This window comes from Streptomyces sp. NPDC056296, from assembly GCF_042268605.1.
Taxonomy (GTDB): domain Bacteria; phylum Actinomycetota; class Actinomycetes; order Streptomycetales; family Streptomycetaceae; genus Streptomyces.
The window spans coordinates 21,980-44,066 of the sequence record NZ_JBHJRX010000046.1 but is presented as its reverse complement, the minus strand read 5'-3'; the positions used below and the strand labels follow the sequence as shown (position 1 = coordinate 44,066).

The window sequence follows — 22,087 nt, the reverse complement described above, 5'->3', positions numbered from 1 at the left end:
TACGCTCGCTGGAATGACGTCATCCGACTCCGCCCTCCAGCACGCCCTCGCCCAGGAACGCGCCCACCACGACCACTGCCGTACCGCCCTCGCCGCCATGGTCGACGGCGCCCGGGAACACGTGGTCACCGGCGAGGACGTCTCCGCCTCCGGTGCCGACGCCGAGGTGCTCGGACACCGGCTGCGCAGCCGGGCCAAGGCGCTGCGCGAACTGCCCGAGGGACCGCTGTTCTTCGGACGGCTGGACTTCGCCGCGCCGCACGGCGTCGTGGGGCAGGACGCCGTCGCTCAGGACATCGAGGCTGAAGGCGCCGTGGCTCAGGACGCCGTGGCTCAGGACGCCGTGCCTCAGGACCCGGCGCCTCAAGACGCCGTGGCTCAGGACGCCGCGCCTCAAGTCCCCGCGCCTCAAGACGCCGTCGCTCAGGACGCGGACGCCGGTGGCGATCATGCCGGGCTGCACGTCGGCCGGTTGCGGATCACCGAGGACCCCGCCGCGCCGCCCCTCGTCGTCGACTGGCGCGCCCCCGTCTCCCGGGCCTTCTACCAGGCCACCGCCGGCGACCCGCGCGGTGTCGCCGTCCGCCGCCGTTTCGGATGGGCGCCCGGCAGCCGCGGGGACTCGGCCGACCTCACCGGGCTGGAGGACGAGCGGCTCGGCCGCGGCGAGTCCCGGGCCGGCGACATCGTCGCCCGCGAGATCGAACGGCCCCGCGTCGGACCCATGCGGGACATCGCCGCCACCATCCAGCCCGAGCAGGACGACCTCGTCCGCGCGGACCTCACCGCCACGGTCTGCGTCCAGGGCGCCCCGGGCACGGGAAAGACCGCCGTCGGACTGCACCGGGCCGCGTACCTGCTCTACACCCACCCGCAGCGCATCCGACGGGGCGGACTGCTGATCCTCGGCCCCAACCCCACCTTCCTCTCCTACATCGCCGAGGTACTGCCCTCCCTCGGCGAGACCGCCGTACGGCAGTCCACGCTCCCGCAGGAGATCGCCCGGCACCCGGTCACCGGCACCGACGGCGAACGGGCCGCCGCCGTCAAGCACGACGCCCGGACGGCCGAGGTGCTGCGCCGCGCCCTGTACGCGCGCGTGGCCGTCGGCGCCGCCGACTCCCTCGCCGTACCGGACGGCTCCTACCGCTGGCGGGTCCCGGCCGACGAGCTGGCCCGGATCGTGGCGGACGTACGGGACGAGGAACCGCCGTACACCGTCGGGCGGGAGCGGGTGCGGGCCCGGATCGTGCGGTACGTCCAGGATCTGGCCGAGCGGCGCGCCGGGCCGCGGACGGGCGCCTGGGCGCGCCGGATCGAACGGTCCCGGCCGGTCGGCGCGTACCTCGACTCCGTCTGGCCCCGGGTGCGTCCCGAGGAGGTCGTCGCGCGGCTGCTCGGCGACCCCTGCGCGCTGGCGCGGGCCGCCGACGGGCTGCTGGACGACGACGAGCAGAAGGCGGTCCGGTGGCCGGCGGCCGGTGCACCGCGGACGTGGCGCTCGGCCCGCTGGTCCGCCGCCGACCTGGTCCTCCTCGACGAGGTCGCCGGGCTCCTCGAACACCCCGAGGGCTACGGGCACATCGTCGTCGACGAGGCTCAGGACCTCTCCCCGATGGAGTGCCGGGCCATCGCCCGCCGGGCCGCCTTCGGTTCGCTCACCGTCCTCGGCGACCTGGCCCAGGGGACCACGCCGTGGGCGGCACGGTCATGGCGGACGGCCCTCGCGCACCTGGGCCGGCCGGACGCGACCGTGACGCCGCTGACCACCGGCTTCCGGGTGCCGCAGGCGGTCGTCGGCCTCGCCAACCGGCTGCTGGCGCGGCTGGACGTGGACGTACCGGCGGCCCGTTCCCTGCGCGGGGACGGCGAGCTGACGATGCGCCCGACCACGCCCGGGGAGGTCGTCGGCGCCGTCGTCGACGCCGTACGGGACGCTCTCGTCCGGGAGGGCTCCGTCGGTGTCGTCGCCGCCGACGCGGACGTGCCCCGGCTGCGGGACGCCCTCGCCGCCGCCGGGATCGCGGCGGCGGGGCCGGAGGCGCTGGGCGCCCGGGTGGCCGTGGTGCCCGCGAGTGTCGTCAAGGGACTGGAGTACGACCACGTCGTCGCCGTCGAACCGGCGGCGATCGCGGAGGCGGAGGGCCCCGGGGGGCGGGGCCTGCACCGGCTGTACGTGGTGCTCACCCGCGCGGTGTCCGGACTGGACGTGGTGCACGGGCGGCCCCTGCCCTTCTGACCTTCCGCGCGCGGGTCAGCTCTGGCCTTCCGCGCGCGGTCAGCCGCTCCCCGCGCGCGGTCAGCCGCTCCCCGCGCGCGGTCAGCCGCTCCCCGCGCGGGTCGGCCGCTCCCCGCGCGGGTCAGCGGCGGCCGATCACCTCGGCGACGCGGGTGAACCCGTCCGTGCCGTGCCCGAGTGCGATGACCCGCCGGGCCTGCCCCTCGATCACGCGCATCACGCTCGCGTCGATGCCGTGCGCCTCGGAGGCGTGGACGACGTGCGCCATGGTCGACGCGGCCGAGGTGATCGGGTTCAGGTCGCCCGAGTACGAACCGGCGTCGGTGTCGGCGGCGAACTCGGTGAACAGCGGCGGCAGGATCGCGGCGATGCCCTGGGCGAAGGGGGCGAGTTCCGCGCCGGTGACGCCCTCCGCCCGGGCCACGGCGAGGGCGTGCGCGTAGCCCGCCATCGCCGTCCAGAAGATGTCGAGCAGCGCGATGTCGTAGGCCGCGGCCCGCCCGGCGTCCTCACCGAGGTGGGTGTGGGTGCCGCCGAGCGCCGCCAGCACGGGCCGGTGCTCCCGGTACAGCTCCTCGGGGCCGCTGTGCAGGAACACCGCGTCGTCCGTGCCGATGGTCGGGGTCGGCGTCATGATCGCGCCGTCCAGGTAGCGGACGCCGTGCCGGCCGGCCCACTCGGCCGTGTCCCGGGCCCGCTCGGGGGTGTCGGCGCTCAGGTTCACGACCGTACGGCCCTTGAGGGCGGCGGCGACGGCGTCCTGGCGCAGTACGGCGTCCGAGGCGTCGTAGTTCACCACGCAGACGACGGTCAGCGGGGAGGCGACGACGGCCTCCTGCGCCGAGCCCGCCGGGACCGCGCCCCGGGCGACCAGGTCGGCGTCCCGGCCGGGCGTGCGGTTCCAGACGGTGGTGCGCAGCCCGGCGGCCACGAACGCCTCGGCCAGCGCCCGGCCCATCGGACCGAGACCGAGGACGGTGACGGCGGCGGCAGACTGATCGGTGTGCACGGACATGTTTCAACTCCCGTAACGTAACGAGCGATTGCTGAGGAAAGGGGCACGGCATGGCGCACCGGCGTCAGGATCCGAACGTCTGCGGAGTGACCGCCGCGATCGCCGTGATCGAGGGCAAGTGGAAGACGACGCTGCTGTGGCTGTTGGAGTCCGGCCCGCGGCGACCGGCCGAACTGCGCCGGCAGGTGCCCGGCCTCACCGAGAAGGTGCTGACCCAGGCGCTGCGCGAGATGGAGGCGGACGGACTGGTGGAGCGGAGGGTGTACGACGTGCTTCCGCTGAAGACGGAGTACTCCCTGACCGCGTTCGGCCGCGACCTCGCCGAGGCCCTCTCTCCTCTCTCCGACTGGGGCCACCGGCGCCTGGACAGGCTGGCCGGACCGGAGGCAGCCACCCGCGCGGCCTCCTGACGATCACCCGCCCCTTCAGCTTCGGCCGAGGGGGGCGCGCTGCCAAGTACGCACAAAAAAGTGGGTAGGGGCGGCCGGTCCTGCCGGACGGGTCCGGGTAGCGCGGAGCGACATCCGTCGCGGGCGATGACTTTGGTCCGGGGCGTCGGTCTTCCTCACGAACGCCCGTGCCGGACGCGGCCCGGGCGCGATGTTCTGAGTACGCCCAGTGAGGAGACCGTCGTATGACTGATCCGGCAGTGACAGCGTCCCGCGGCCGCGGGGCCGGGGTCTGGCCCCTGATCCGCGCCGAGCGAGCCGCGTTGGCGGCCGATCTCGGGGACATGACCGACGAGCGGTGGGAAACGCCCTCGCTCTGCGCGGGCCTGACGGTGCGCGAGGTGCTCGCCCACCTCACCGCGGGGGCGAGCCTCGACACCGTGCGCTGGATGGCGGGGGTGATCCGTTGCCGGTTCGACTTCGACAAGCAGGTGGCCATGCGGCTGGCCGAGCAGTTGGGCACGACCCCGGCCGAGACCCTTGAGCGGTTCCGGCGCATCGTCCCGAGCACCACCAAGCCTGCGCTGCCCGCCATTGCCATGCTGGGCGAGACGGTCGTGCACGGGGAGGACATCCGGCGCCCGCTGGGCATCCGCCGTGACCACCCGGTCGAGATCCTCACCCGGGTGGCCGAGTACTACCGGGGCTCCGATCTGGTGGTCGTCGCCAAGGGACGCGTCGGCGGCCTGCGGCTCGTCGCGGACGACGGCCCTTTCGCGACCGGTTCGGGGCCGCTCGTGTCCGGCCCCACCCTGGCCCTGGTGATGGCCATGACCGGCCGCGCGACGTACTGCGACGAACTCGCGGGCGACGGTGCGGCGATTCTTCGCGGTCGCTGCGAGACAGTGTGAACCACGTGCACCCAATGGTGCGCGGTCCGGCACCCAAAGGTGCGCGGTCCGGCACCCGGAGGTGCGCCGTCCGGCCCCCGGAGGCACACTATTGCAAGCGCATGCTTGCAATAGTTAGCGGCGTGGTGCATCGTGGAGGCATGGCATCGCTCAACGTCGGCAATCTCGGTGAGTACCTGCGCGAGCAGCGGCGCAACGCGCAGCTGTCGCTGCGGCAGCTCGCCGACGCCGCGGGCGTGTCCAATCCGTACCTGAGTCAGATCGAGCGCGGGCTGCGCAAGCCGAGCGCGGAGGTGCTCCAGCAGGTCGCCAAGGCGCTGCGGATCTCCGCCGAGACGCTGTACGTGCGCGCGGGGATCCTCGACGCGGAGCGCGACCGGGACGACGTGGAGACGCGTGCGGTCATCCTCGCCGACCCCTCGCTGAACGAGCGGCAGAAGCAGGTGCTGCTCCAGATCTACGAGTCCTTCCGCAAGGAGAACGGATTCGGCACCGACGCCGACGACTCCGACGCCGACGACGAGGTGCCGGCTCAGGACGCGACGGCGGGCGACGCCGCCGAAGGCGGGGCCTCCATATCGGGCCTCGGCCCCCGTACGACCGGCGGCAGTGACGCCGGCCCGCAGCAGACGGCCGGATGAGCGGGAGCGAGTAGCCGGCCCGGCGCGGGACCACCACGAAACCCTCAGCCGAACGCAATACCGGAGGACCATCACCATGGCCATCACCGACGACCTGCGCAAGACCCTCAGCGACCCCACCCCGCTCTACTTCGCCGCCGGCACCGCCGACCTGGCCTTCCAGCAGGCCAAGAAGGTGCCGGTGCTGGTGGAGCAGCTGCGGGCCGAGGCGCCGTCCCGTATCGAGGCCGTGCGCAACACCGACCCGAAGGCCGTCCAGGAGAAGGCGACGGCCCGCGTCAAGGAGACCCAGGGGACTCTGCAGGCCAAGGCCAACGAGCTCTTCGGCTCCCTCGACACCGACCTCAAGAAGCTCGGCGAGAGCGCCCAGGACCTCGCGCTGCGCTCGGTCGGCGTCGCCGCCGAGTACGCCGTCAAGGCCCGGGAGACCTACGAGAAGGTCGCCGAGCGCGGCGAGCACGCGGTCCGCACCTGGCGCGGCCAGGCCGCCGACGGCATCGAGGACATCGCCGAGGAGGTGGAGGAGTTCGCCGTGGCCGTCGAGCCGGCCAAGCCCGCCAAGTCCGAGGCGGTCGAGGTCACGGAGGACAGGACCGCCGCGGCGAAGAAGACCCCCGCCCCGCGCAAGGCTCCGGCCAAGAAGAGCACCAACGGCACCGCAAAGAAGACCACGCCGCCCGCCAAGTAACCGGCGACGGGTGGCACGAGTACGGTACGGGCCGGGCACCCTTGGGGTGTCCGGCCCGTTCTCCGGGTACGGTGACCGCGTAGAGACGATCCGAGTCTGGTGGTGGACGTTGTGCTGATGCAGGGGTTCGCAGGCTTCATGTGGCTGCTGAGCATCGCCCTGATCCTTTTCAGCGGCTTCGCGTTGGTCGACGCCGCCGTGCGCCGTGAGGACGCCTACCGCGCGGCGGACAAGAAGACCAAGCCGTTCTGGCTGATCATCCTCGGGATCGCCTTCGTGGTGAACCTGATCTTCAACATCCTGTCGTTCCTGCCGATCATCGGGCTCATCGCGACGATCGTGTACGTGGTCGACGTACGGCCCGCGCTGCGCGGCCTGCCGGGCGGCGGCCGCAGCAGCCACCGCGGCTCCAGCAGCGACGGCCCCTACGGCCCGTACAACGGCGGCCGCTGAGACGCCGCCGCGCCCCGGGCCCAAGGGGCGCGGGGAACTGCGCGACCAGCCACAACGCACCGGCAGGCGGGGCGCGACGGTCATCCGTACGGCGATGCGTACATACGGCGCTCAATCCGTACCGCGGGCGTCGCGTCCGCCCCGCTCAGGGCGTCCGGTCCAGCAACACCACTGCCACGTCGTCCGCCAGTTCGCCGCCGTTGAGCTCGCGGACCTCGTTGACGGTCGCCCGCAGCAACTGCTCGCCCTGCAGTCCCTCGGCGAACTGCCGGCGGACCATCTCCACCATGCCGTCCTGGCCGAGCCGCTCCCGGCCCTCGCCGACGTGGCCCTCGATCAGGCCGTCGGTGTAGAGCATCAGGCTCCACTCGGAGCCCAGCTCCACCTGCATGCGCGGCCAGCGGGCGCCCGGCAGCAGGCCCAGCGCCGGGCCGTTGTTGTCGTAGGGCAGCAGCCGTGCGGGCGTGCCCGGGCCGGCGACCAGGGGCGACGGGTGCCCGGCCAGGCACAGGCCGGCGCGGCGGCCGTCCGGGGCGATGTCCACGGCGCACAGGGTCGCGAAGATCTCGTCGTCCGAGCGCTCGTGCTCCAGCACCTGCTGAAGCGTGCCGAGCAGCTCGTCGCCGCAGAGACCGGCCAGGGTCAGCGCGCGCCAGGCGATCCGCAGCTCCACGCCGAGCGCCGCCTCGTCCGGGCCGTGCCCGCAGACGTCGCCGATCATGGCGTGCACGGTGCCGTCCGGGGTGCGGACGACGTCGTAGAAGTCGCCGCCGAGCAGGGCACGCGAGCGCCCCGGGCGGTAGCGGGCGGCGAAGCGCAGCGAGGAGCCGGCCAGCAGCGGCGTCGGCAGCAGGCCGCGCTCCAGACGGCGGTTCTCCTGGGCGCGCAGCCGGCCCTCGGCAAGGCGCCGCTCCGCCGAGTCGGACCGCTTGCGCTCGACGGCGTAGCGGATCGCCCGGCTCAGCAGCCGGCCGTCGAGCTCGTCGCGGAACAGGTAGTCCTGGGCGCCGACCGCCACGGCCTCCGCGCCGCGCTCGGCGTCGCTGGAGGAGGTCAGCGCGAGCACGGCGTGCCGGGGCGCGAGCTCCAGCACGTGCCTGAGCACCGCCAGCTCGTCGTTCCCGCTCCCGTCACCGTCGCCGTCCCCGTTGCCGTCGGCGCTCGCGCGGGCCGGGGACGGGGCGGGCGCCGACAGGGCGAGGTCCAGCAGGATGCAGTGGACGTCGTCGGTCAGCAGCCGCTCGGCCTCGGTGAGGTTGCGGGCCGTGCGCACGCGGATCGGCTTGCCGGACTGGTCGAGCAGGTCGGGCACGATCGGCGAGCCGCCCGGATCGTCCTCGATCAGCAGCAGCGTCAGGTTGGTGGGGGTGGTGCTCTCGTGCCGGTCCGTGGTCTCGTTCGTGGTCTTCTCGCGCTTCTCCGTGGGGTTCTCTCGCCGAGCGGTGGGGTTTTCGGCCGGGTTCGTCCCGGGCGGGGCCTGTTCCGTGGAAGGGCCGCTGTCCGGGGACGCGGCGGGCGCCTGACCACACTCCGCGGCCGGGATCGCCCTCTGCCGCGGTACGGGTACGGGCATCGTCTTGGTTTCCTTCCCTCCCCCCGAGGGCATGGCGGGGCGAGGGACCTCGACCCACCGACGGGGACCATAGCGGGTGACGGTGCCGCTGCGGAATGGTCAAGAACACGCCGGGCGGCGCTCGGCCACTGTCATATGCCGCGTTCCGTACCGCAGTTGGACACGTCGACCGGGGGCCGGGGATGACGAACGTCACGCGGGGCGGGGCGCCGGGCGTGGACTGGGTCACGTGGCCCGTCTCACGCCCCCGCCGCGAGGCGCGTGGCCCGTGTCACTCCGAGGGTGCCGCGCCCGCGCCCGCGCCCGTGCCCGAGCCCGTGCCCGAGCCCGTGCCCGCGCCCGTGTCCGGACGTACGACGCCGAGGATCGGCATCGTGCCCGCCCCCGCGATCGTGATCGAGCGCCCCGGGCGCGGGGCGTGCACGACGGAGCCGTCGCCGACGTACATGCCGACGTGGCTGGCGTCGTCGAAGTAGATGATCAGGTCGCCGGGGCGCATGTCCTTGATGTCGACGCGCTTCAGCTGCTTCCACTGCTGCTGCGAGGTGCGCGGTATCGACTGCCCGGCCGACACCCAGGCCTGTGAGGTCAGGCCGGAGCAGTCGTAGGCCTTCGGGCCTTCGGCGCCCCACTGGTACGGCTTCCCGATCTGGGCGGTGGCGTACTCGACGGCCTTCCGGCCCCGCTCGGTCGCCTTGGTGTCGAGGTCCTTGAGGATGCCGGAGTCGAGCCAGGCGGTCTGGGCCTTGGCCTGGGCCTCCCGCTCCAGCCGGGCGAGGCGCTCCTTCTCCTCCTTCTCCAGCTCGGACTCCAGCTTCTCGGCCGCCGCGACCTGCTTCTCGATCTTCTTCTGGGCGGTGGCCTTGGCCTTGCGGTTCGCCTCCAGCTTCTTGAACTGGGCGGAGGCGTCCGCCGCGTAGGCCTTCAGGTCCTCCTGGGTGCGCGTCATCTCACCGAGCAGGCCCTTGGTCGCGCGCTGGCCCTGGTTGACCCGGCCGGTGCCGTCGAGGAACTCCTCGGGATCGTCGCTCAGGAGCAGCTTGGCCTCGTCGGGCAGGCCGCCGGTGCGGTACTGGGAGCGGGCCGCGGCACCCGCGCGCTCCTTCAGCCCGTCGAGCTTCTCCTGGCCCTTGACGATCTTCTTGGCCAGTTCGACGATCTCGGCGGACTGCTTGTCCGCCTTCTCCTCGGCGGCGTTGTACTCGTCCGTGGCGGAGGCCGCCGCGCGGTAGAGCTTGTCGAGCTTCTTGCGTACGGCTTCCAGGTCCTTGCCGGGTGTGGCGGCCGGGGACGGTGAAGCGCTCGGGGTGCCGGGTGAGGGCGTGGGCCCGGGATCCGCGAACGCCGTGCCCGGTGCCGCGAGCACGGTGACCGCGCAGACCACGGTCACGGCAGCGGTCATCAAGCCATGCTTCCCCGTACGCATACCTCGCCCCCAAACTGATTAACCGTCAGTAACATAGGTCGCCTGGGGGATCGTGCCATGCCGGCGTGGAAAGCGACAGAGGTCGTGCTTTCCCACGGCGATTCCCCCGCTGTGTGACGAACGCCGCACGGAGATCGTTCCCGCCCATCGGTCCCGGGCACGGGGGGTGCCGCTTCACGCGCGCGGCGCCAACGCCTCCCACCGCACCGTCACTTCGCCCTGCCGCCACCGCACCGGCCCGTCCGTCACCGGCCAGTCGGCCGTCAGGTCCCGCACGGCCCGCATCCAGCGCTGGCGGGCGCCGTAGGAGGCGTAGGGCGCGGCGGCGGCCCAGGCGCGGTCGAAGTCGCGCAGGAAGGCGTGCACGGGCTCGCCGGGGAGGTTGCGGTGGATCAGCGCCTTCGGCAGCCGTTCCGCCAGGTCGGAGGGGCGGTCCAGGGAGCCCAGCCGGGCCGCGAGGGTGACCGTGCGCGGCCCCTCGGGCCCGAGCGCCACCCACACGTGCCGACGCCCGATCTCGTCGCACGTCCCCTCGACCAGGAGCCCGCCGCGCGAGTGCTCCGACGCGGGCGCGAGCCGCGCGCACAGCCGCCGCCAGACGGCGGCCACCTCGCCCTCGTCGTACTGGCGCAGCACGTTCGCCGCGCGGATCAGCAGCGGGGGCCGGCGGACGGGGACCTCGAAGCCGCCGTGCCGGAAGGCGAGCCCCGCGCGCGCGTACGGCTCGGCCGCCGCCACCCGAGCCGGGTCGATCTCGACGCCCACCACGCGCGCGTGCGGCGCGACCGTGCGCAGGCGGTGCAGCAGCTCGACGGCCGTCCAGGGGGCGGCGCCGTAGCCGAGGTCGACGGCGACGGGATCGGCGGCGCGGCGCAGCTCGGCACCGTGGGTGGCCGCGATCCAGCGGTCCATGCGGCGCAGCCGGTTCGGATTCGTCGTCCCGCGCGTGACGGTGCCCACAGGGCGGGGGGTGGCGCGGGAGGGCATGCGTACGAGGGTATGCGGCCCGGCCCGCTCTCTTTGACGCATCCAGTGCTCGAACGGTTGAGCGATCAGCGGTAATGATTCGGCAAAGGTCGGGAAACCGGAAATGGAGCACCGCCATCCGGTGTTCCACCCCTTGGAGGGCGGCGCGTGTCCTCCGACCGGCATGCCCGCAGCGAGGAGGACGGCTCGTGAGCCAGTACGTCAGCAGGCTCGGGCGTCGCTCAGCGGCGGCCTCCCCGCGGCTCCGGCTGCTGCGCAGGCCCCGTCGCGTCGCCATGCTCTCCGTGCACACCTCACCGCTCCACCAGCCCGGCACCGGCGACGCCGGCGGCATGAACGTCTACATCGTCGAGCTGGCGCAGCGACTCGCCGCGATCAACATCGAGGTCGAGATCTTCACGCGCGCGACCACCGCCGCGCTCCCGCCCTCCGTCGAACTGGCCCCGGGCGTCCTCGTCCGCCACGTCGACGCCGGACCGTACGAGGGCCTGGCCAAGGAGGAGCTGCCGGCCCAGCTGTGCGCCTTCACGCACGGCGTCATGCAGGCCTGGGCGGGCCACCGCCCCGGCTACTACGACCTGGTCCACTCCCACTACTGGCTCTCCGGCCACGTCGGCTGGCTCGCCGCCCAGCGCTGGGGCGCCCCCCTGGTGCACGCCATGCACACCATGGCCAAGGTCAAGAACGCCAACCTGGCCGACGGCGACACCCCCGAACCGGCCGCCCGCGTCATCGGCGAGACGCAGATCGTCGCCGCCTCCGACCGGCTGATCGCCAACACCGCCGAGGAGGCCGACGAGCTGGTCCGGCACTACGCCGCCGACCCGGCCAAGGTCGCCGTCGTCCACCCCGGCGTGAACCTCGAACGCTTCCGCCCCTTCCCCAAGGGCTCGGAGCCCGCCCTCGGGGAGGCCCGGGACGCCCGCGCCGCCGCCCGCGCCCGCCTCGGCCTGCCGCAGGACGCGCTGATCCCGCTCTTCGCGGGCCGCATACAGCCGCTGAAGGCGCCCGACGTCCTGCTGCGCGCGGTCGCCGTACTCCTCGACGAGCGCCCCGACCTGCGCTCCCGCATCGTCGTCCCCGTCGTCGGCGGCCCCAGCGGCAGCGGCCTCGCCAAGCCCGAGGGGCTGCAGAAACTCGCCGCGCGGCTCGGCATCGCCGACGTCGTACGGTTCCGCCCGCCCGTCGGGCAGGAGCAGCTCGCCGACTGGTTCCGGGCGGCGTCCGTGCTGGTCATGCCGTCCTACAGCGAGTCCTTCGGCCTGGTCGCCATAGAGGCCCAGGCGGCCGGTACGCCGGTGCTCGCGGCCGCGGTCGGCGGCCTCCCGGTCGCCGTGCGCGACGGGCACACCGGCCGCCTCGTCGAGGGCCACGATCCCGCCGCGTACGCGCGCGTACTGCGCGATTTCGCCGACAACCCGGAGCTGACGCCCCGGATGGGCGACGCCGCCGCCCGGCACGCCCAGTCCTTCGGCTGGGACAGCGCCGCCGCCGCCACGGCCGACGCCTACACGGCCGCGATCCAGTCCCACCGCCGTCGCGTACGCTCCCACCATGGCTGAGGCAGCGCGGAAGGCAGCACAGGTGCTCGAGGCGGCGCTGGGGGACGCCGAGCTGGAGTGGGAGAGCCCGGAGCCCGGCAACTACGTCGTCAAGCTCCCCGGCACCCGCAAGCTCTCGACGACGGTCTCCCTCCTCCTCGGCAGGCACTCCCTCTCCCTCAACGCGTTCGTCATCCGCCACCCCGACGAGAACGAACCCGCCGTCCACCGCTGGCTGCTGGAGCGCAACCTCAAGCTCTACGGCGTCGGTTACGCCGTCGACCGCCTCGGCGACATCTACGTCACCGCGAAACTCCCCCTCGCCACCGTCACCCCCGACGAGATCGACCGCCTCCTCGGCCAGGTCCTGGAGGCCGCCGACGGCGCCTTCAACACCCTGCTGGAGCTGGGCTTCGCGTCCGCCATCCGCAAGGAGTACGAGTGGCGCACCTCGCGCGGGGAGTCGACGCGGAACCTGGAGGCGTTCCAGCACCTGATCGAGCGCACCGGGGACTGACGCGTCCTCAGACCGCTCCTCCGCTGACGCGGTAGCGCCCGGGCGTGACGCCCACCAGCCGCTTGAAGTGCCGGGTCAGATGGGCCTGGTCGTAGAACCCGGTCGCGGTGGCCACGTCGGCCGGGGAGCGCCCCGCCAGCAGCAGGCGCCGGGCCCGGTCGACGCGGCGGGACATCAGGTACTGGTGCGGCGCGATGCCGTAGGCGCCGCTGAACGCCCGTACCAGGTGGGCCGGATGGGCGGGCACGAGCGCGGCCGCCTCGTCCAGGCCGAGTCCCTGGACGACCCGTTCGTCGAGCAGCTCCCGCAGCCGGCGGGCGAGGACGGGGTCCCGACGGCGCACCGGGCCCTCCTCTCCCCGGGGCCGCAGATGCCCGTGCAGCCGCTCGCCGATCAGCGTCAGCCGGCTCTCCGCCTCCAGTTCGTCACCGGGCAGGGCGAGCGCGGAGTGCAGCTGCCCGACCCGCCGCCGCAGCACCGGGTCACGCAGGTCGGGGGCGTCGACGGCCCGTCCGATCAGGTCGTCGCCCAGCCGGGAGGCGTCCAGGTACAGGACGCGCTTGCGGAAGCCGTCCGGGGTGGCGGGGGAGCCGTTGTGCGGCACGTGCGGCGGCAGCAGCGACACCGTGTCGTGCGGGGTGCCGTGCTCGTGCCGGTCCAGGTCGTACCGTACGGCCCCGTCGTCGACGATGAGCAGCGTCCACGCCTCGTGGACGTGCATCGGGTAGGCGTACTCGGTGAAGTGGGCGTGGAAGACCTCGACGACGCCCGGTACGGGGGGTCGCCAGGCGGAGACGGTCCGCCGCCGGTCCTGGTCGGCCATGCAAAAAACGTACAAGACCGGGCCGTACGCCGACCGGCAGTCTCACCGTATGAGCACGATGAGCACGCACGACGCAGACCCCGCAGACCCCGCAGGCCCCGTCCGCTTCGACACCAAGATCGCCGTACTGCTCCGCGAGGACCTGGAGACCTGGCAGCGCCTGAACGTCACCGCCTTCCTGGTCAGCGGCCTGGGCGCGCAGTTCCCCGAGGTGATCGGGGAGCCGTACGAGGATGCCGACGCGGTCGGTTACCTGCCGATGTTCCGGCAGCCGGTGCTGGTCTTCGAGGGCACCAAGGAGACGCTGACGAACGCCCACGCGCGCGTGCTGTCACGTGCCCTGCCCCGCGCGCTCTTCACGTCCGACCTCTTCACCACGGGCAACGACCGCGACAACCGGGCGGCGGTACGGGCCGTGCCCACGGCCGGACTGGATCTGGTCGGCCTCGCGGTGTACGGCCCGAAGAACGCGGTGGACAAGGTGCTGAAGGGGGCGCGGATGCACCCGTGAGGTCGGGGGCGCGGCGCTGCCCTCGGATGGCCGTCAGGTCGCGCTGCCCCCGGATGGCCGTCAGGTCGCGCTGACCTCGGGCTTGGCGGGTGCGGAGGCCCCAGAGGGGACGGTCTCGGAGGTGACCGCCTCTTCCTCCGGCAGCCCGCGCATGAGCGCCCAGTACCCCGCCGCCGCCACCGTGCCGACGACCGCGCAGATGCCCCACAGCCACTCGGCGCCCCAGTGGTCGATGACGAATCCGGACATCAGCGGGGCGACGAGGGCGGCGACCGCCCAGGACATGGTGTACATGCCCTGGTAGCGCCCGCGCCCGTGCACCGGGGAGAGGCGGACGACGAGACCGGTCTGGGTCGGCGCGTTGACGATCTCGGCCAGCGTCCACACGCACACGGTGAGGGCGAAGATACCGACCGACCCGGCGAAGGCGGTGAGCCCGAAGCCGTACCCGGCCAGCAGCGCCGAGCCGACGAGCAGCAGCCGCGGATCACGGTGCTCGATGAACCGCGTGACGGGAATCTGGAGCACGACGATCAGCACACCGTTGACGGCGATCGCCATGCCGAAGTCGGCGGGCGTGAACCCCGCCTCGCCCATGGCCACCGGCAGCCCGACGTACGCCTGCTGGAAGATCAGGGCGATGAGGAAGGACAGCCCGACGACGCTCATGTAGCGCCCGTCGCGCAGGACGGTCCCGAGGGAGACGGGCGGGCCCTCGACGGCGGCCTGGCCCTCCGCGCTGCCCTTCTGCGGGCGGGACTCGGGCAGCTTGATGAAGATCAGGACGGCGCACGCCATGGTCATGCCCGCCTCGATCAGGAACCCGGCGAGGTAGCTGACCTCGGCGATGAACCCGGCCGCCATGGAGGAGATCGCGAAGCCGAGGTTGATGGCCCAGTAGTTGAGCGAGAAGGCGCGGATACGGTCCTCGGGCCGCACGATGTCCGCCATCATCGCCTGCACCGCGGGCCGGGAGGCGTTGCTCGCCATGCCGACCAGGAAGGCGACGGCCGCGATGGCGACCGGGTCCCGCACGAAGCCGAGCAGCGCGACGGACAGTGCGGTGGAGACCTGCGCGACGAGCAGCGTGGGCCGCCGCCCGAGCCGGTCGGTCATCACCCCGGCCCCCAGCGAGGAAACGACCCCGCCGAGCCCGTGCAGAGCGGCCACCAGCCCGGCGTACGAGGCGGAGTACCCGCGGTCGATGGTCAGGTACAGCGCCATGAAGGTGGCGACGAAGGCACCGAGCCGGTTGACCAGGGTGCTGGTCCACAGCCACCAGAACTCGCGGGGGAGCCCGGAGACGGACTCGCGCACGGCACGTCTCACTCCGGCGACTGACATGGGACCCCCGTGAACGAATAGCGGCTGTAAGTGGCTCTGGCGGTAGGCACAACTTACGAACGGGAGGCCGTCGGAGGCCAGTCGATTAACACTTCTCGTCAACTGTCCGACCGGCGGGCGCACCGCGCGGGGGATCAGAGGGTTCGATTACGCTCGGGACCATGGCCGACGCACCGTACAAGCTGATCCTCCTCCGCCACGGCGAGAGCGAGTGGAACGAGAAGAACCTGTTCACCGGCTGGGTGGACGTCAACCTCACCCCGAAGGGCGAGAAGGAGGCGACGCGCGGCGGCGAGCTGCTCAAGGACGCCGGCCTGCTGCCCGACGTGGTCCACACGTCCGTCCAGAAGCGCGCGATCCGCACGGCCCAGCTCGCGCTGGAGTCCGCCGACCGCCACTGGATCCCCGTCCACCGCCACTGGCGCCTGAACGAGCGCCACTACGGCGCCCTCCAGGGCAAGGACAAGGCCCAGACCCTCGCCGAGTTCGGCGAGGAGCAGTTCATGCTGTGGCGCCGCTCCTACGACACCCCGCCGCCGGCGCTGGACCGCGACGCCGAGTACTCCCAGTTCTCCGACGCCCGCTACGCGACGCTCCCGCCGGAGCTGCGCCCGCAGACGGAGTGCCTGAAGGACGTCGTCGTCCGGATGCTCCCGTACTGGTTCGACGCGATCGTCCCCGACCTCCTCACCGGCCGCACGGTCCTGGTCGCGGCGCACGGCAACTCGCTCCGCGCCCTGGTCAAGCACCTCGACGGCGTCTCCGACGCCGACATCGCGGGCCTGAACATCCCGACCGGCATCCCGCTCTCCTACGAGCTGGACGCCGAGTTCAAGCCGCTGAACCCGGGCGGCACGTACCTGGACCCGGACGCGGCGGCGGCGGCGATCGAGGCCGTGAAGAACCAGGGCAAGAAGAAGTAGGTTGCGTGATTACGCCCCTCACCTGCACTTTTTCCGCAGGTGAGGGGCGTTCTTGTGCCATGGGCCCAGAGACTTGCGGGGCTACACCTGGGGCAAGACCTCTTTTGCCCGCTGCCGCAGAGCGGGAACGAGGTCTGAGTTGTCCCCGCGTTCTGCGCTCTGCAGGAGTTCGGTGATCACGACCAGCTCTGCGAAGCGGCCGTGCTCACTGTCGAGATCGGTGGCGAGTTCGCGGCGGACGTGCTCGGCGGCCTTGGGAACCCCGAGGCTGTAGGCGTGCAGCAAGGCGGCGTCGTAACCGGCCGGGGCGATGCCCCAGCCCTCCCAGTCCAGGATGCCGAGTCCGGGCCCGGTGAGGTTCGCCCAGTGCAGGTCGCCATGCGCGGTGGACCACGCGGACGGTGTCGTGGGGACGGTCCCGCCGAGGAAGGCGAGGTACTTCGGCATGGCCCGGTCCAGGTACGCCTGGCGCACGGCAACGCGGTCGGTGCGGACCGGCGAGAGACGGCCGAGAGCCGTGCGCAGGTCGCTCCACCAGACTGCCGACAGTTGAGGTGCGGTAGCGAGGAGTGCCGGAGTGGGCGACAGGATGTCGCCGACGATGTGGTCGTACAGCTCCGCCTTGTACGCGACTGCTCCCTCCGTCCACTGGTGTATGAGACGCAGGCAAGGACGCGGCAGCCGCCGGGGCACCAGTCGTTCGGCTTCCTCCGGTCCCGTCCACAGCTTGCCCCTCGCTTTGCCCAACGGCGCGTGGACGACGCGCAGCCATCCCGCCCCGTAGGGACCGGTGACGGGTCGGCCCAGTGTGCGTCCCCTCCAGCCCCACGCCTCATGCGCCCCTCCTCCGAACGGCCGAGGGGAAGAAACCGCCCCGAGAACGCCGCATGCCACGGAGTGAGCCCTGCGCATGCGCACGGTGACCTCAGGGTCATCAGGTTCCGACGGCATCAATGACCCTTCTCAAACGAACCGGCGACAAGGACTCGCGGGACTCAGCGCCCTGAGCGTCAGCCCAGTGTGCCGGTGTGCTTGCCGACAGCAGGACACGCGACACTCCAGGCGCCGACAGAGCGACCAGGAGGGCGGCCTGCGCAGGGGAGGCGGAGCAATCGATGACGCGCACCAGATCGTCCGCCATTGCGGCGAGAAGTGCACCACCTCCGAGGGGCGCCGACGCGAAGACGTCGAGTCCCGCACCTCGGGCCTCGGCGAGTGCCCCGCGCCCGTCAAGGGCGTCCGCCACCACGGTGAGGTGGATGAGCGAGACCGGGAACTGCACGGCGCGGAAGTGGTGGCGTGGCCCGCCCACGGTTTCCGCGAGAGACGTGAGCTCGGGGACGGCGAACAGGCCGCTCGACAAGCCCGCCCAGGTGGCGACGCCGTAGCCGCAGATCTCGTCGGCGTCCGCAGCACTCTCCAGTTCCTCGAACGCGGCAGTCAGCGTCCGCGCCACATCGGCCGGGTCCGTACGGTCGTGTTCTGGATTGTGGATGAAGACCAGATCCGGGACTCGCCCAAGGCGTACGCGACTGCGGGCGAGCTGCCAGGCGATGTACGGACGTGACAGGCAGTGGTTCTGATCGCCGCCGAGCGGCAGTACGCCGGCGTCCCGAGCCGCCACCCGGTCGGAGTCGGGCACGAAACCCACTTTGGTCGATACGCGCACGCGCGAGTGCCCGTCCAGTACCGGCCGTAGTAGGGCCTCGGCCGAGCCCGACGCGTAATTCGGCGCTGTGTCGATCCACGTCGCCCCGGCGTCCACAGCCGCAGTCACCGACTGGGACACGTCACGGCAACGGTATGTACCGGCCGCGAGTTGGGCGCTCATCCGGCCCGCCCCACGGCCGCGACCTCACCGTCGACCAGTTCGCTTACGAGCAGCGCGACCTGCCCGATACGGAGTCCTGCCGCCTGGGCGAGTGTGTCCAGGCGATGGTGGCCTCCGGCCACGAGGAGGGACAGCAGCGGTGCGGCCTGCGGGGCGAAGGTCCACTCCTCTCCACCTGCCGTCAGCACCGCATTGCCTCCCCCGTCGCTCTGCAGCCGGGCGCGGGCGGTGACCAGGTGCACGGCGAGGGCGGGGTCGGGCGGCACACCCTCGACGTACGGCAATGAGGGAACGAGGCGAGCCCGATCGGTGGCGTCCCTCACGGCGAGGAAGCGGTCGAGGAGCGTAGCGTCACCGCACTCCTTCAAGACGAGGTCGCCCAGGGACCGCACGAATTCCGCCTTCTCCTCCTCGGATCCGAAGCGCGGCAGGTCGCTGCGTACCGACTGCTCGCGTCGCAGGTCTTCGGAGAGCCACTGGAGGAGATCGGCGCCAGTCGTTGGCTGCATGCCGCAGGTGAGGTGCAGGGAATGGACGCCTTCGGAAGCGGCGACCGCGTGCCACCAACCGCGCGGCAGATACAGCATGTCCCCGGCCTGAACGACCAGTTCGACCATCGGCTCGTCCGGTGGCGGTTCGGGGATGTCCGTGTCCCGGTGCAGTGGGGCTTGCCGCGTGGGCCCGTAGATGCGCCACTTCTTGACGCCGTCGAGCTGGAGGGCGAGTACGTCGTGGTCGTCCCAGTGGACTCCGAAGCCTTCCTCGGGGGTCCAGGAGGCGTATGCGTTGACCTGGACGCCAGTACGCAGGTGCCGTTCCAGTTGCTGGGCCAGGTGCCCGACGCCCGAGTGCAGCTCGTCGATCGCGTCCAGGACGAGGGTGGCGCCCTCGGCGAGTCGGCGGTGCAGGTCGGCGGGCTTGAGGCGGTGCCACACGGTGCTGCGACGGGTGGTGACGGGCGTCGAGTAGGCGTGTTGGGGCAGCGCTTCGCCACCCGTCGAGAGACGTAGGCGGGGCGGTTCGAGCCGATGATGGGTGAGCAACGAGTTGAGATCGTCCCAGCCGAGCACACCGCTGAAACGGCCTGGATCGCCCGGGAAGTGGCGGTAGGTGCGGCCGTACACCTGGGCGAGGAAGTCCTCACCCAGGTGCGCGACCACCGCAGCTGCGTCGGTGGTCATTTATGGCGCCCTTTCTCAGTCGTTGCCGTCGGAACGACCGGTTGAGCCGCCGTCCGAGGGCTGCTCGGCCCGCGAACGGGCGGCGGCGATCCGGCGACGGGCGACCAGCAGTCCCTGATCTTCCTGACCGCCGTTCGTGGTGGCGTTCTGCTCGGGCATGGAGATGCCTCCTTCTGTGTAGGCGGGAGCCAGCCGGTTGCCTGCCCCCTGGTTGGCGCGCCTCCGGGGGTCCACCACGCGATGGAGACCCGGGTGGGGGCGCCGACCCTGACTTCGGGGCTCGTGCTCCGGAGTCAGGTCGTCAGTGGTCGGGTGACAGCGGCGCGTGAACTGCTGAGCAGGCCGCTCTCGGCGGCTCGGCAACGGCTGTCGGCCGCAGTACGCCGTTGAATGAGGAAGTCGACTTCGCATGCTGCGGGAGACGCGCGGTACGTCGAGGGCGAACCACTACAAACCTCGAACCAAACGGCCTTTCCGTCTACCGTCGGCCGGGATCCCCAGGCATGGGCCAGCCCATCGATCAACTGCAATCCGCGCCCGCTCTCGTCCTCCAGGCTGGCCGCCGCAACCTGAGGGAGGGCGCCGGTCTCCCCGTCTTCGGCTTCCAGACGCACGCGGGTGCCGTCCCAGCACACCGTGACCTGGCAGCCGTTCTCCGCGTGCACCAAGGCGTTCGCAATGACCTCGCCGGCCAGCAACTCCAGCGTTTCGACCGTGTCCTCCACAAGCGGCAGGTCCCAGTCATGGACCAGCGAGACGACCCAGCGACGAGCGGAAGACACGGCGCCGGTGTCGGGCGGGACACGGAGGGACGAGGACTTCGAAGTTGCTGTTCGGAACGGCATGGACCGCGAACCTTCCTGGCTGTGTGCGTCGGAGTTCCACACAACCGCCCACAGCAGGCGGCACCCAGAGCAGAATGGACGCACCATTGCGGCATCCGCGCGGCACACCCACGCCTGGCCTGGGGAGTCGCGCAGACCGGCAGTCCTTGGCAGGGCAGGCGAAACGGGGAGACAGCGTCATGGCGTATCACCGCAACGGTCTCGCAGGACGCCGTCGGACCGTGGGCCTCACCCAAGAGGCTCTCGCGGAGCACATGCAGGTAGACCGTTCCACCATCGCCCGCTGGGAATCAGGCCGCACTGCCCCACAACCCTGGATGCGCCCACGGCTGGCCCGCCTTCTGCGCGTCAATGCCGAGGAACTCAACGTCCTGCTGACCGGTCGTCCATTATGTGGCACACAGGGGCAAGACGCCCTCGATCACGCGCTGAGTCACCCGGGGCGCATTGATCTCCCCGCCGTCGCCACACTTCGCACGTGCTTCGACGACTGCGCCGCTCGATACGACCGCGTGCCATCGGCCGGCCTCATCGCAGAGGCAGCAGCACAGCTCAACCGCATCGACCAGCTCGCCTCCGGTACAGCCCGCGGACGCGTGCAACGGGAGCTCCACGCGCTGCATGCCGACGCGTGCACACTCATGGGGCAGCTGGTCTGGGACGCCTCCCAGCGCCGCGACCACACCACGGCCAAGTCGTACTACGAGCGCAGTGCACTCCTCGCTCGCTACTTACGGGACACCACTCTCGAAGCCCACGCCCTTCTGCGTACCTGCTACGTAGCGTTGTACGGCGCACACGACGCACAGTCCGGGTTGGCGCTCGCGCAGCGAGCGGCCGATATCGCCGCGCGCACGAGTCCCGCCCTGTCCGGACTGGCGCTCCTGCACGCTGCCGAGGCACACGCCATGCTGCGCTCGGCCAGGGACTGTGAACGCGCCCTTGCCAGCGCGGAACGCCAACTTGACCACGTGGACCTTGGTGACGCTGCGGCCGACCTGGTGTCGCCCGCGCAGTTCGGGCGCCTCGCAGGCTCCTGCTACCTCTCCCTCGGAGACAACCAACGGGCCGAGCGCCTGCTGGCTGGAACTGCGGAGAAGCTACGAGACAGGCGAAAGTCCCGCGCGATCGTGCTGGGGAACCTTACGCTCGCCCGTATCCGCCAACGCGACGTCGAAGCCGGGGTGGCCAGCCTCACCGAAGCCATCGTCGAGCTGGAGGCCACACGCGGTGGCGGAGGTATGAACCTTGTCTTCGGAGCCGCCCGCGAACTTCGCCCTTGGCGCCAGGAGCCCCTTGTCGCCGAGGTCCACGACAGACTGCTCGGCCTGATGACGGCAGCGTAGGAGAAAAGGAGACAGTGGTGGTGGCAGCCAACTCCCTGGACCGCGCCAAACAGGCGGTACGTTTGCAGGTCTGGGACACCCTGACCGCCGCAGATGCTGTCCACGACCCCTCCGTTCACGGTCGTATCCCCAACTTCAAGGGCGCTGGGGAAGCTGCGGACCGGCTCGCGGAACATCCCGCCTGGCATCGTGCGGACGTCGTCAAGGCAGTGCCCGACAAAGCTCAGTTGCCGGTGCGGGTACGGGCTTTGGAGGACGGCAAGACCGTCTACATGGCAGTGCCGAAGCTGGCCACCCTCAAACCCTTCTACCTCCTCGATCCGGCCACCCTCACCGTCCCGCCTGCCGAGGCCGCAGCCAGCCGCACCGCTGCCAAGATCGCCCCCACTGTCGAGGTCGACGCCCTTCGCCCGCTGGACCTGATCATCCTCGGCAGCGTCGCCGTCAACCGCGACGGCGCCCGCATCGGCAAGGGCGCCGGCTACTCCGACATCGAGTTCGCCCTACTCACCGAGGCCGGCCTCGTGACGCCGGAGACCATCGTCGTCACCACCGTCCACGCACTCCAGGTGACCGAGACCTCAATCCCGACCACCGAACACGACGCCAGCGTCGACCTGATCGTGACCCCCGACGAGACCATCGCCTGCCCGAACCCTCATCGCCCGTCGGGAGTCGACTGGTCCGCCCTTACGGCGGAGAAGATCGCAGCGATCCCGGCGCTCGTGGCACGGCAGCGCGCCTGACCACCGAGATGGAGGGCCCGATCCCATGCCACGGTGTCGGGTCTCAGACGATGTGTCGGGTCCCAGATGATGCCTGAGTTACAACCTTCTTCACGGGTTCAAGGCGGCTCGCTCCGCTCCCCGCGCGCGGCCCGGCCCCCGGCCGGGCCTGCGCTCC

Annotated in this window: 23 protein-coding genes; 12 read left to right on the top strand and 11 right to left on the bottom strand. The window is 71.8% G+C overall.

The genetic code is table 11. The annotated features are described in order from the left end of the window. The first annotated feature begins 13 nt into the window (after positions 1–13). Positions 14–2,239 (top strand): HelD family protein, encoded by a 2,226-nt coding sequence (locus tag ACFCZF_RS29455; protein ID WP_376674205.1) that lies wholly within the window; start codon positions 14–16, stop codon positions 2,237–2,239. 121 nt (positions 2,240–2,360) lie between these two features. Here the strand turns inward: ACFCZF_RS29455 and ACFCZF_RS29450 are convergent, their stop codons facing one another. Continuing rightward, positions 2,361–3,254: an NAD(P)-dependent oxidoreductase gene (locus tag ACFCZF_RS29450; protein ID WP_376674204.1), complete on the bottom strand. Its 894-nt coding sequence runs from the start codon at positions 3,252–3,254 to the stop codon at positions 2,361–2,363. 50 nt (positions 3,255–3,304) lie between these two features. On the opposite strand from ACFCZF_RS29450, the gene ACFCZF_RS29445 reads away from it, so the two are divergent. From ACFCZF_RS29445 to ACFCZF_RS29425, 5 genes are all read left to right on the top strand, one after another. Continuing rightward, a complete protein-coding gene (locus tag ACFCZF_RS29445; protein ID WP_376674203.1) occupies positions 3,305–3,664 on the top strand; it encodes a winged helix-turn-helix transcriptional regulator in 360 nt (119 codons plus the stop codon). Between the two features lie 224 nt (positions 3,665–3,888). Next, positions 3,889–4,554 carry a maleylpyruvate isomerase family mycothiol-dependent enzyme gene (locus tag ACFCZF_RS29440; RefSeq protein WP_376674202.1) on the top strand — a complete coding sequence of 222 codons (666 nt, stop codon included), beginning with the start codon at positions 3,889–3,891 and terminating at the stop codon, positions 4,552–4,554. A gap of 140 nt (positions 4,555–4,694) precedes the next feature. Then, positions 4,695–5,195, top strand: coding sequence for a helix-turn-helix domain-containing protein (locus ACFCZF_RS29435; protein WP_376674201.1), 501 nt, complete (start codon positions 4,695–4,697; stop codon positions 5,193–5,195). A 76-nt stretch (positions 5,196–5,271) separates the two neighbouring features. Next, positions 5,272–5,883: a hypothetical protein gene (locus tag ACFCZF_RS29430; protein ID WP_375912468.1), complete on the top strand. Its 612-nt coding sequence runs from the start codon at positions 5,272–5,274 to the stop codon at positions 5,881–5,883. Positions 5,884–6,000: 117 nt separating this feature from the next. Beyond that, positions 6,001–6,336 carry a DUF2516 family protein gene (locus tag ACFCZF_RS29425; protein WP_376674200.1) on the top strand — a complete coding sequence of 112 codons (336 nt, stop codon included), beginning with the start codon at positions 6,001–6,003 and terminating at the stop codon, positions 6,334–6,336. A gap of 145 nt (positions 6,337–6,481) precedes the next feature. Here ACFCZF_RS29425 and ACFCZF_RS29420 read toward each other — a convergent pair whose 3' ends face one another. From ACFCZF_RS29420 to ACFCZF_RS29410, 3 genes are all read right to left on the bottom strand, one after another. Continuing rightward, positions 6,482–7,909, bottom strand: a complete 1,428-nt coding sequence (locus tag ACFCZF_RS29420; protein ID WP_376674199.1) for a PP2C family protein-serine/threonine phosphatase — start codon at positions 7,907–7,909, stop codon at positions 6,482–6,484. 271 nt (positions 7,910–8,180) lie between these two features. Continuing rightward, a complete protein-coding gene (locus tag ACFCZF_RS29415; RefSeq protein ID WP_376674198.1) occupies positions 8,181–9,335 on the bottom strand; it encodes an NlpC/P60 family protein in 1,155 nt (384 codons plus the stop codon). Positions 9,336–9,509: 174 nt separating this feature from the next. Beyond that, complete coding sequence (locus tag ACFCZF_RS29410; protein WP_376674197.1) at positions 9,510–10,322, bottom strand: class I SAM-dependent methyltransferase; 813 nt, start codon at positions 10,320–10,322, stop codon at positions 9,510–9,512. A 188-nt stretch (positions 10,323–10,510) separates the two neighbouring features. On the opposite strand from ACFCZF_RS29410, the gene mshA reads away from it, so the two are divergent. Next, positions 10,511–11,884: a D-inositol-3-phosphate glycosyltransferase gene (gene mshA / locus ACFCZF_RS29405; RefSeq protein WP_376674196.1), complete on the top strand. Its 1,374-nt coding sequence runs from the start codon at positions 10,511–10,513 to the stop codon at positions 11,882–11,884. Further along, complete coding sequence (locus ACFCZF_RS29400; RefSeq protein ID WP_375912451.1) at positions 11,877–12,380, top strand: YbjN domain-containing protein; 504 nt, start codon at positions 11,877–11,879, stop codon at positions 12,378–12,380. The genes mshA and ACFCZF_RS29400 overlap by 8 nt, the downstream gene beginning before the upstream one ends. 7 nt (positions 12,381–12,387) lie before the next feature. Here ACFCZF_RS29400 and ACFCZF_RS29395 read toward each other — a convergent pair whose 3' ends face one another. Further along, on the bottom strand, positions 12,388–13,203 hold the full coding sequence (locus ACFCZF_RS29395) for an AraC family transcriptional regulator (RefSeq protein WP_376674195.1): 816 nt from the start codon (positions 13,201–13,203) through the stop codon (positions 12,388–12,390). 58 nt (positions 13,204–13,261) lie between these two features. Between ACFCZF_RS29395 and ACFCZF_RS29390 the strand changes: the two genes are divergently transcribed. Then, complete coding sequence (locus ACFCZF_RS29390) at positions 13,262–13,714, top strand: DUF2000 family protein (RefSeq protein ID WP_376674238.1); 453 nt, start codon at positions 13,262–13,264, stop codon at positions 13,712–13,714. Between the two features lie 60 nt (positions 13,715–13,774). Here the strand turns inward: ACFCZF_RS29390 and ACFCZF_RS29385 are convergent, their stop codons facing one another. Further along, positions 13,775–15,058, bottom strand: coding sequence for an MDR family MFS transporter (locus ACFCZF_RS29385; protein WP_376674194.1), 1,284 nt, complete (start codon positions 15,056–15,058; stop codon positions 13,775–13,777). Positions 15,059–15,219: 161 nt separating this feature from the next. On the opposite strand from ACFCZF_RS29385, the gene ACFCZF_RS29380 reads away from it, so the two are divergent. After that, positions 15,220–15,981: a phosphoglyceromutase gene (locus ACFCZF_RS29380; protein WP_375912440.1), complete on the top strand. Its 762-nt coding sequence runs from the start codon at positions 15,220–15,222 to the stop codon at positions 15,979–15,981. Between the two features lie 81 nt (positions 15,982–16,062). Here the strand turns inward: ACFCZF_RS29380 and ACFCZF_RS29375 are convergent, their stop codons facing one another. The 5 genes from ACFCZF_RS29375 to ACFCZF_RS29355 all read right to left on the bottom strand — a co-directional run bounded on the left by ACFCZF_RS29375 (position 16,063) and on the right by ACFCZF_RS29355 (position 19,838). Then, positions 16,063–16,728: a phosphotransferase gene (locus ACFCZF_RS29375; protein ID WP_375912437.1), complete on the bottom strand. Its 666-nt coding sequence runs from the start codon at positions 16,726–16,728 to the stop codon at positions 16,063–16,065. Between the two features lie 187 nt (positions 16,729–16,915). Then, a complete protein-coding gene (locus ACFCZF_RS29370) occupies positions 16,916–17,770 on the bottom strand; it encodes an aldo/keto reductase (RefSeq protein WP_376674193.1) in 855 nt (284 codons plus the stop codon). Positions 17,771–17,808: 38 nt separating this feature from the next. Beyond that, on the bottom strand, positions 17,809–18,993 hold the full coding sequence (locus tag ACFCZF_RS29365; protein WP_376674192.1) for a cupin domain-containing protein: 1,185 nt from the start codon (positions 18,991–18,993) through the stop codon (positions 17,809–17,811). A 15-nt stretch (positions 18,994–19,008) separates the two neighbouring features. After that, a complete protein-coding gene (locus ACFCZF_RS29360; protein WP_375912430.1) occupies positions 19,009–19,152 on the bottom strand; it encodes a hypothetical protein in 144 nt (47 codons plus the stop codon). 134 nt (positions 19,153–19,286) lie between these two features. Continuing rightward, a complete protein-coding gene (locus tag ACFCZF_RS29355; RefSeq protein ID WP_376674191.1) occupies positions 19,287–19,838 on the bottom strand; it encodes an ATP-binding protein in 552 nt (183 codons plus the stop codon). Between the two features lie 179 nt (positions 19,839–20,017). Between ACFCZF_RS29355 and ACFCZF_RS29350 the strand changes: the two genes are divergently transcribed. Together ACFCZF_RS29350 and ACFCZF_RS29345 are read left to right on the top strand one after the other, a co-directional pair. Next, on the top strand, positions 20,018–21,184 hold the full coding sequence (locus ACFCZF_RS29350) for a helix-turn-helix transcriptional regulator (protein WP_376674190.1): 1,167 nt from the start codon (positions 20,018–20,020) through the stop codon (positions 21,182–21,184). 20 nt (positions 21,185–21,204) lie between these two features. After that, entirely contained in the window at positions 21,205–21,930 is a 726-nt protein-coding gene (locus ACFCZF_RS29345) for a 5-formyltetrahydrofolate cyclo-ligase (protein WP_375912604.1), read from the top strand. Positions 21,931–22,087 lie beyond the last annotated feature (157 nt).

Coding starts and splice junctions, on each gene's coding strand:
- ACFCZF_RS29395 (WP_376674195.1), bottom strand. CDS start 13,203: ATGGCCGACCAGGACCGGCGGCGGACCGTCTCCGCCTGGCGACCCCCC.
- ACFCZF_RS29430 (WP_375912468.1), top strand. CDS start 5,272: ATGGCCATCACCGACGACCTGCGCAAGACCCTCAGCGACCCCACCCCG.
- ACFCZF_RS29440 (WP_376674202.1), top strand. CDS start 3,889: ATGACTGATCCGGCAGTGACAGCGTCCCGCGGCCGCGGGGCCGGGGTC.
- ACFCZF_RS29420 (WP_376674199.1), bottom strand. CDS start 7,909: ATGCCCGTACCCGTACCGCGGCAGAGGGCGATCCCGGCCGCGGAGTGT.
- ACFCZF_RS29415 (WP_376674198.1), bottom strand. CDS start 9,335: ATGCGTACGGGGAAGCATGGCTTGATGACCGCTGCCGTGACCGTGGTC.
- ACFCZF_RS29455 (WP_376674205.1), top strand. CDS start 14: ATGACGTCATCCGACTCCGCCCTCCAGCACGCCCTCGCCCAGGAACGC.
- ACFCZF_RS29425 (WP_376674200.1), top strand. CDS start 6,001: ATGCAGGGGTTCGCAGGCTTCATGTGGCTGCTGAGCATCGCCCTGATC.
- ACFCZF_RS29400 (WP_375912451.1), top strand. CDS start 11,877: ATGGCTGAGGCAGCGCGGAAGGCAGCACAGGTGCTCGAGGCGGCGCTG.
- ACFCZF_RS29450 (WP_376674204.1), bottom strand. CDS start 3,254: ATGTCCGTGCACACCGATCAGTCTGCCGCCGCCGTCACCGTCCTCGGT.
- ACFCZF_RS29365 (WP_376674192.1), bottom strand. CDS start 18,993: ATGACCACCGACGCAGCTGCGGTGGTCGCGCACCTGGGTGAGGACTTC.
- ACFCZF_RS29380 (WP_375912440.1), top strand. CDS start 15,220: ATGGCCGACGCACCGTACAAGCTGATCCTCCTCCGCCACGGCGAGAGC.
- ACFCZF_RS29350 (WP_376674190.1), top strand. CDS start 20,018: ATGGCGTATCACCGCAACGGTCTCGCAGGACGCCGTCGGACCGTGGGC.
- ACFCZF_RS29390 (WP_376674238.1), top strand. CDS start 13,262: ATGAGCACGCACGACGCAGACCCCGCAGACCCCGCAGGCCCCGTCCGC.
- ACFCZF_RS29435 (WP_376674201.1), top strand. CDS start 4,695: ATGGCATCGCTCAACGTCGGCAATCTCGGTGAGTACCTGCGCGAGCAG.
- ACFCZF_RS29355 (WP_376674191.1), bottom strand. CDS start 19,838: ATGCCGTTCCGAACAGCAACTTCGAAGTCCTCGTCCCTCCGTGTCCCG.
- ACFCZF_RS29445 (WP_376674203.1), top strand. CDS start 3,305: ATGGCGCACCGGCGTCAGGATCCGAACGTCTGCGGAGTGACCGCCGCG.
- ACFCZF_RS29410 (WP_376674197.1), bottom strand. CDS start 10,322: ATGCCCTCCCGCGCCACCCCCCGCCCTGTGGGCACCGTCACGCGCGGG.
- ACFCZF_RS29360 (WP_375912430.1), bottom strand. CDS start 19,152: ATGCCCGAGCAGAACGCCACCACGAACGGCGGTCAGGAAGATCAGGGA.
- ACFCZF_RS29385 (WP_376674194.1), bottom strand. CDS start 15,058: ATGTCAGTCGCCGGAGTGAGACGTGCCGTGCGCGAGTCCGTCTCCGGG.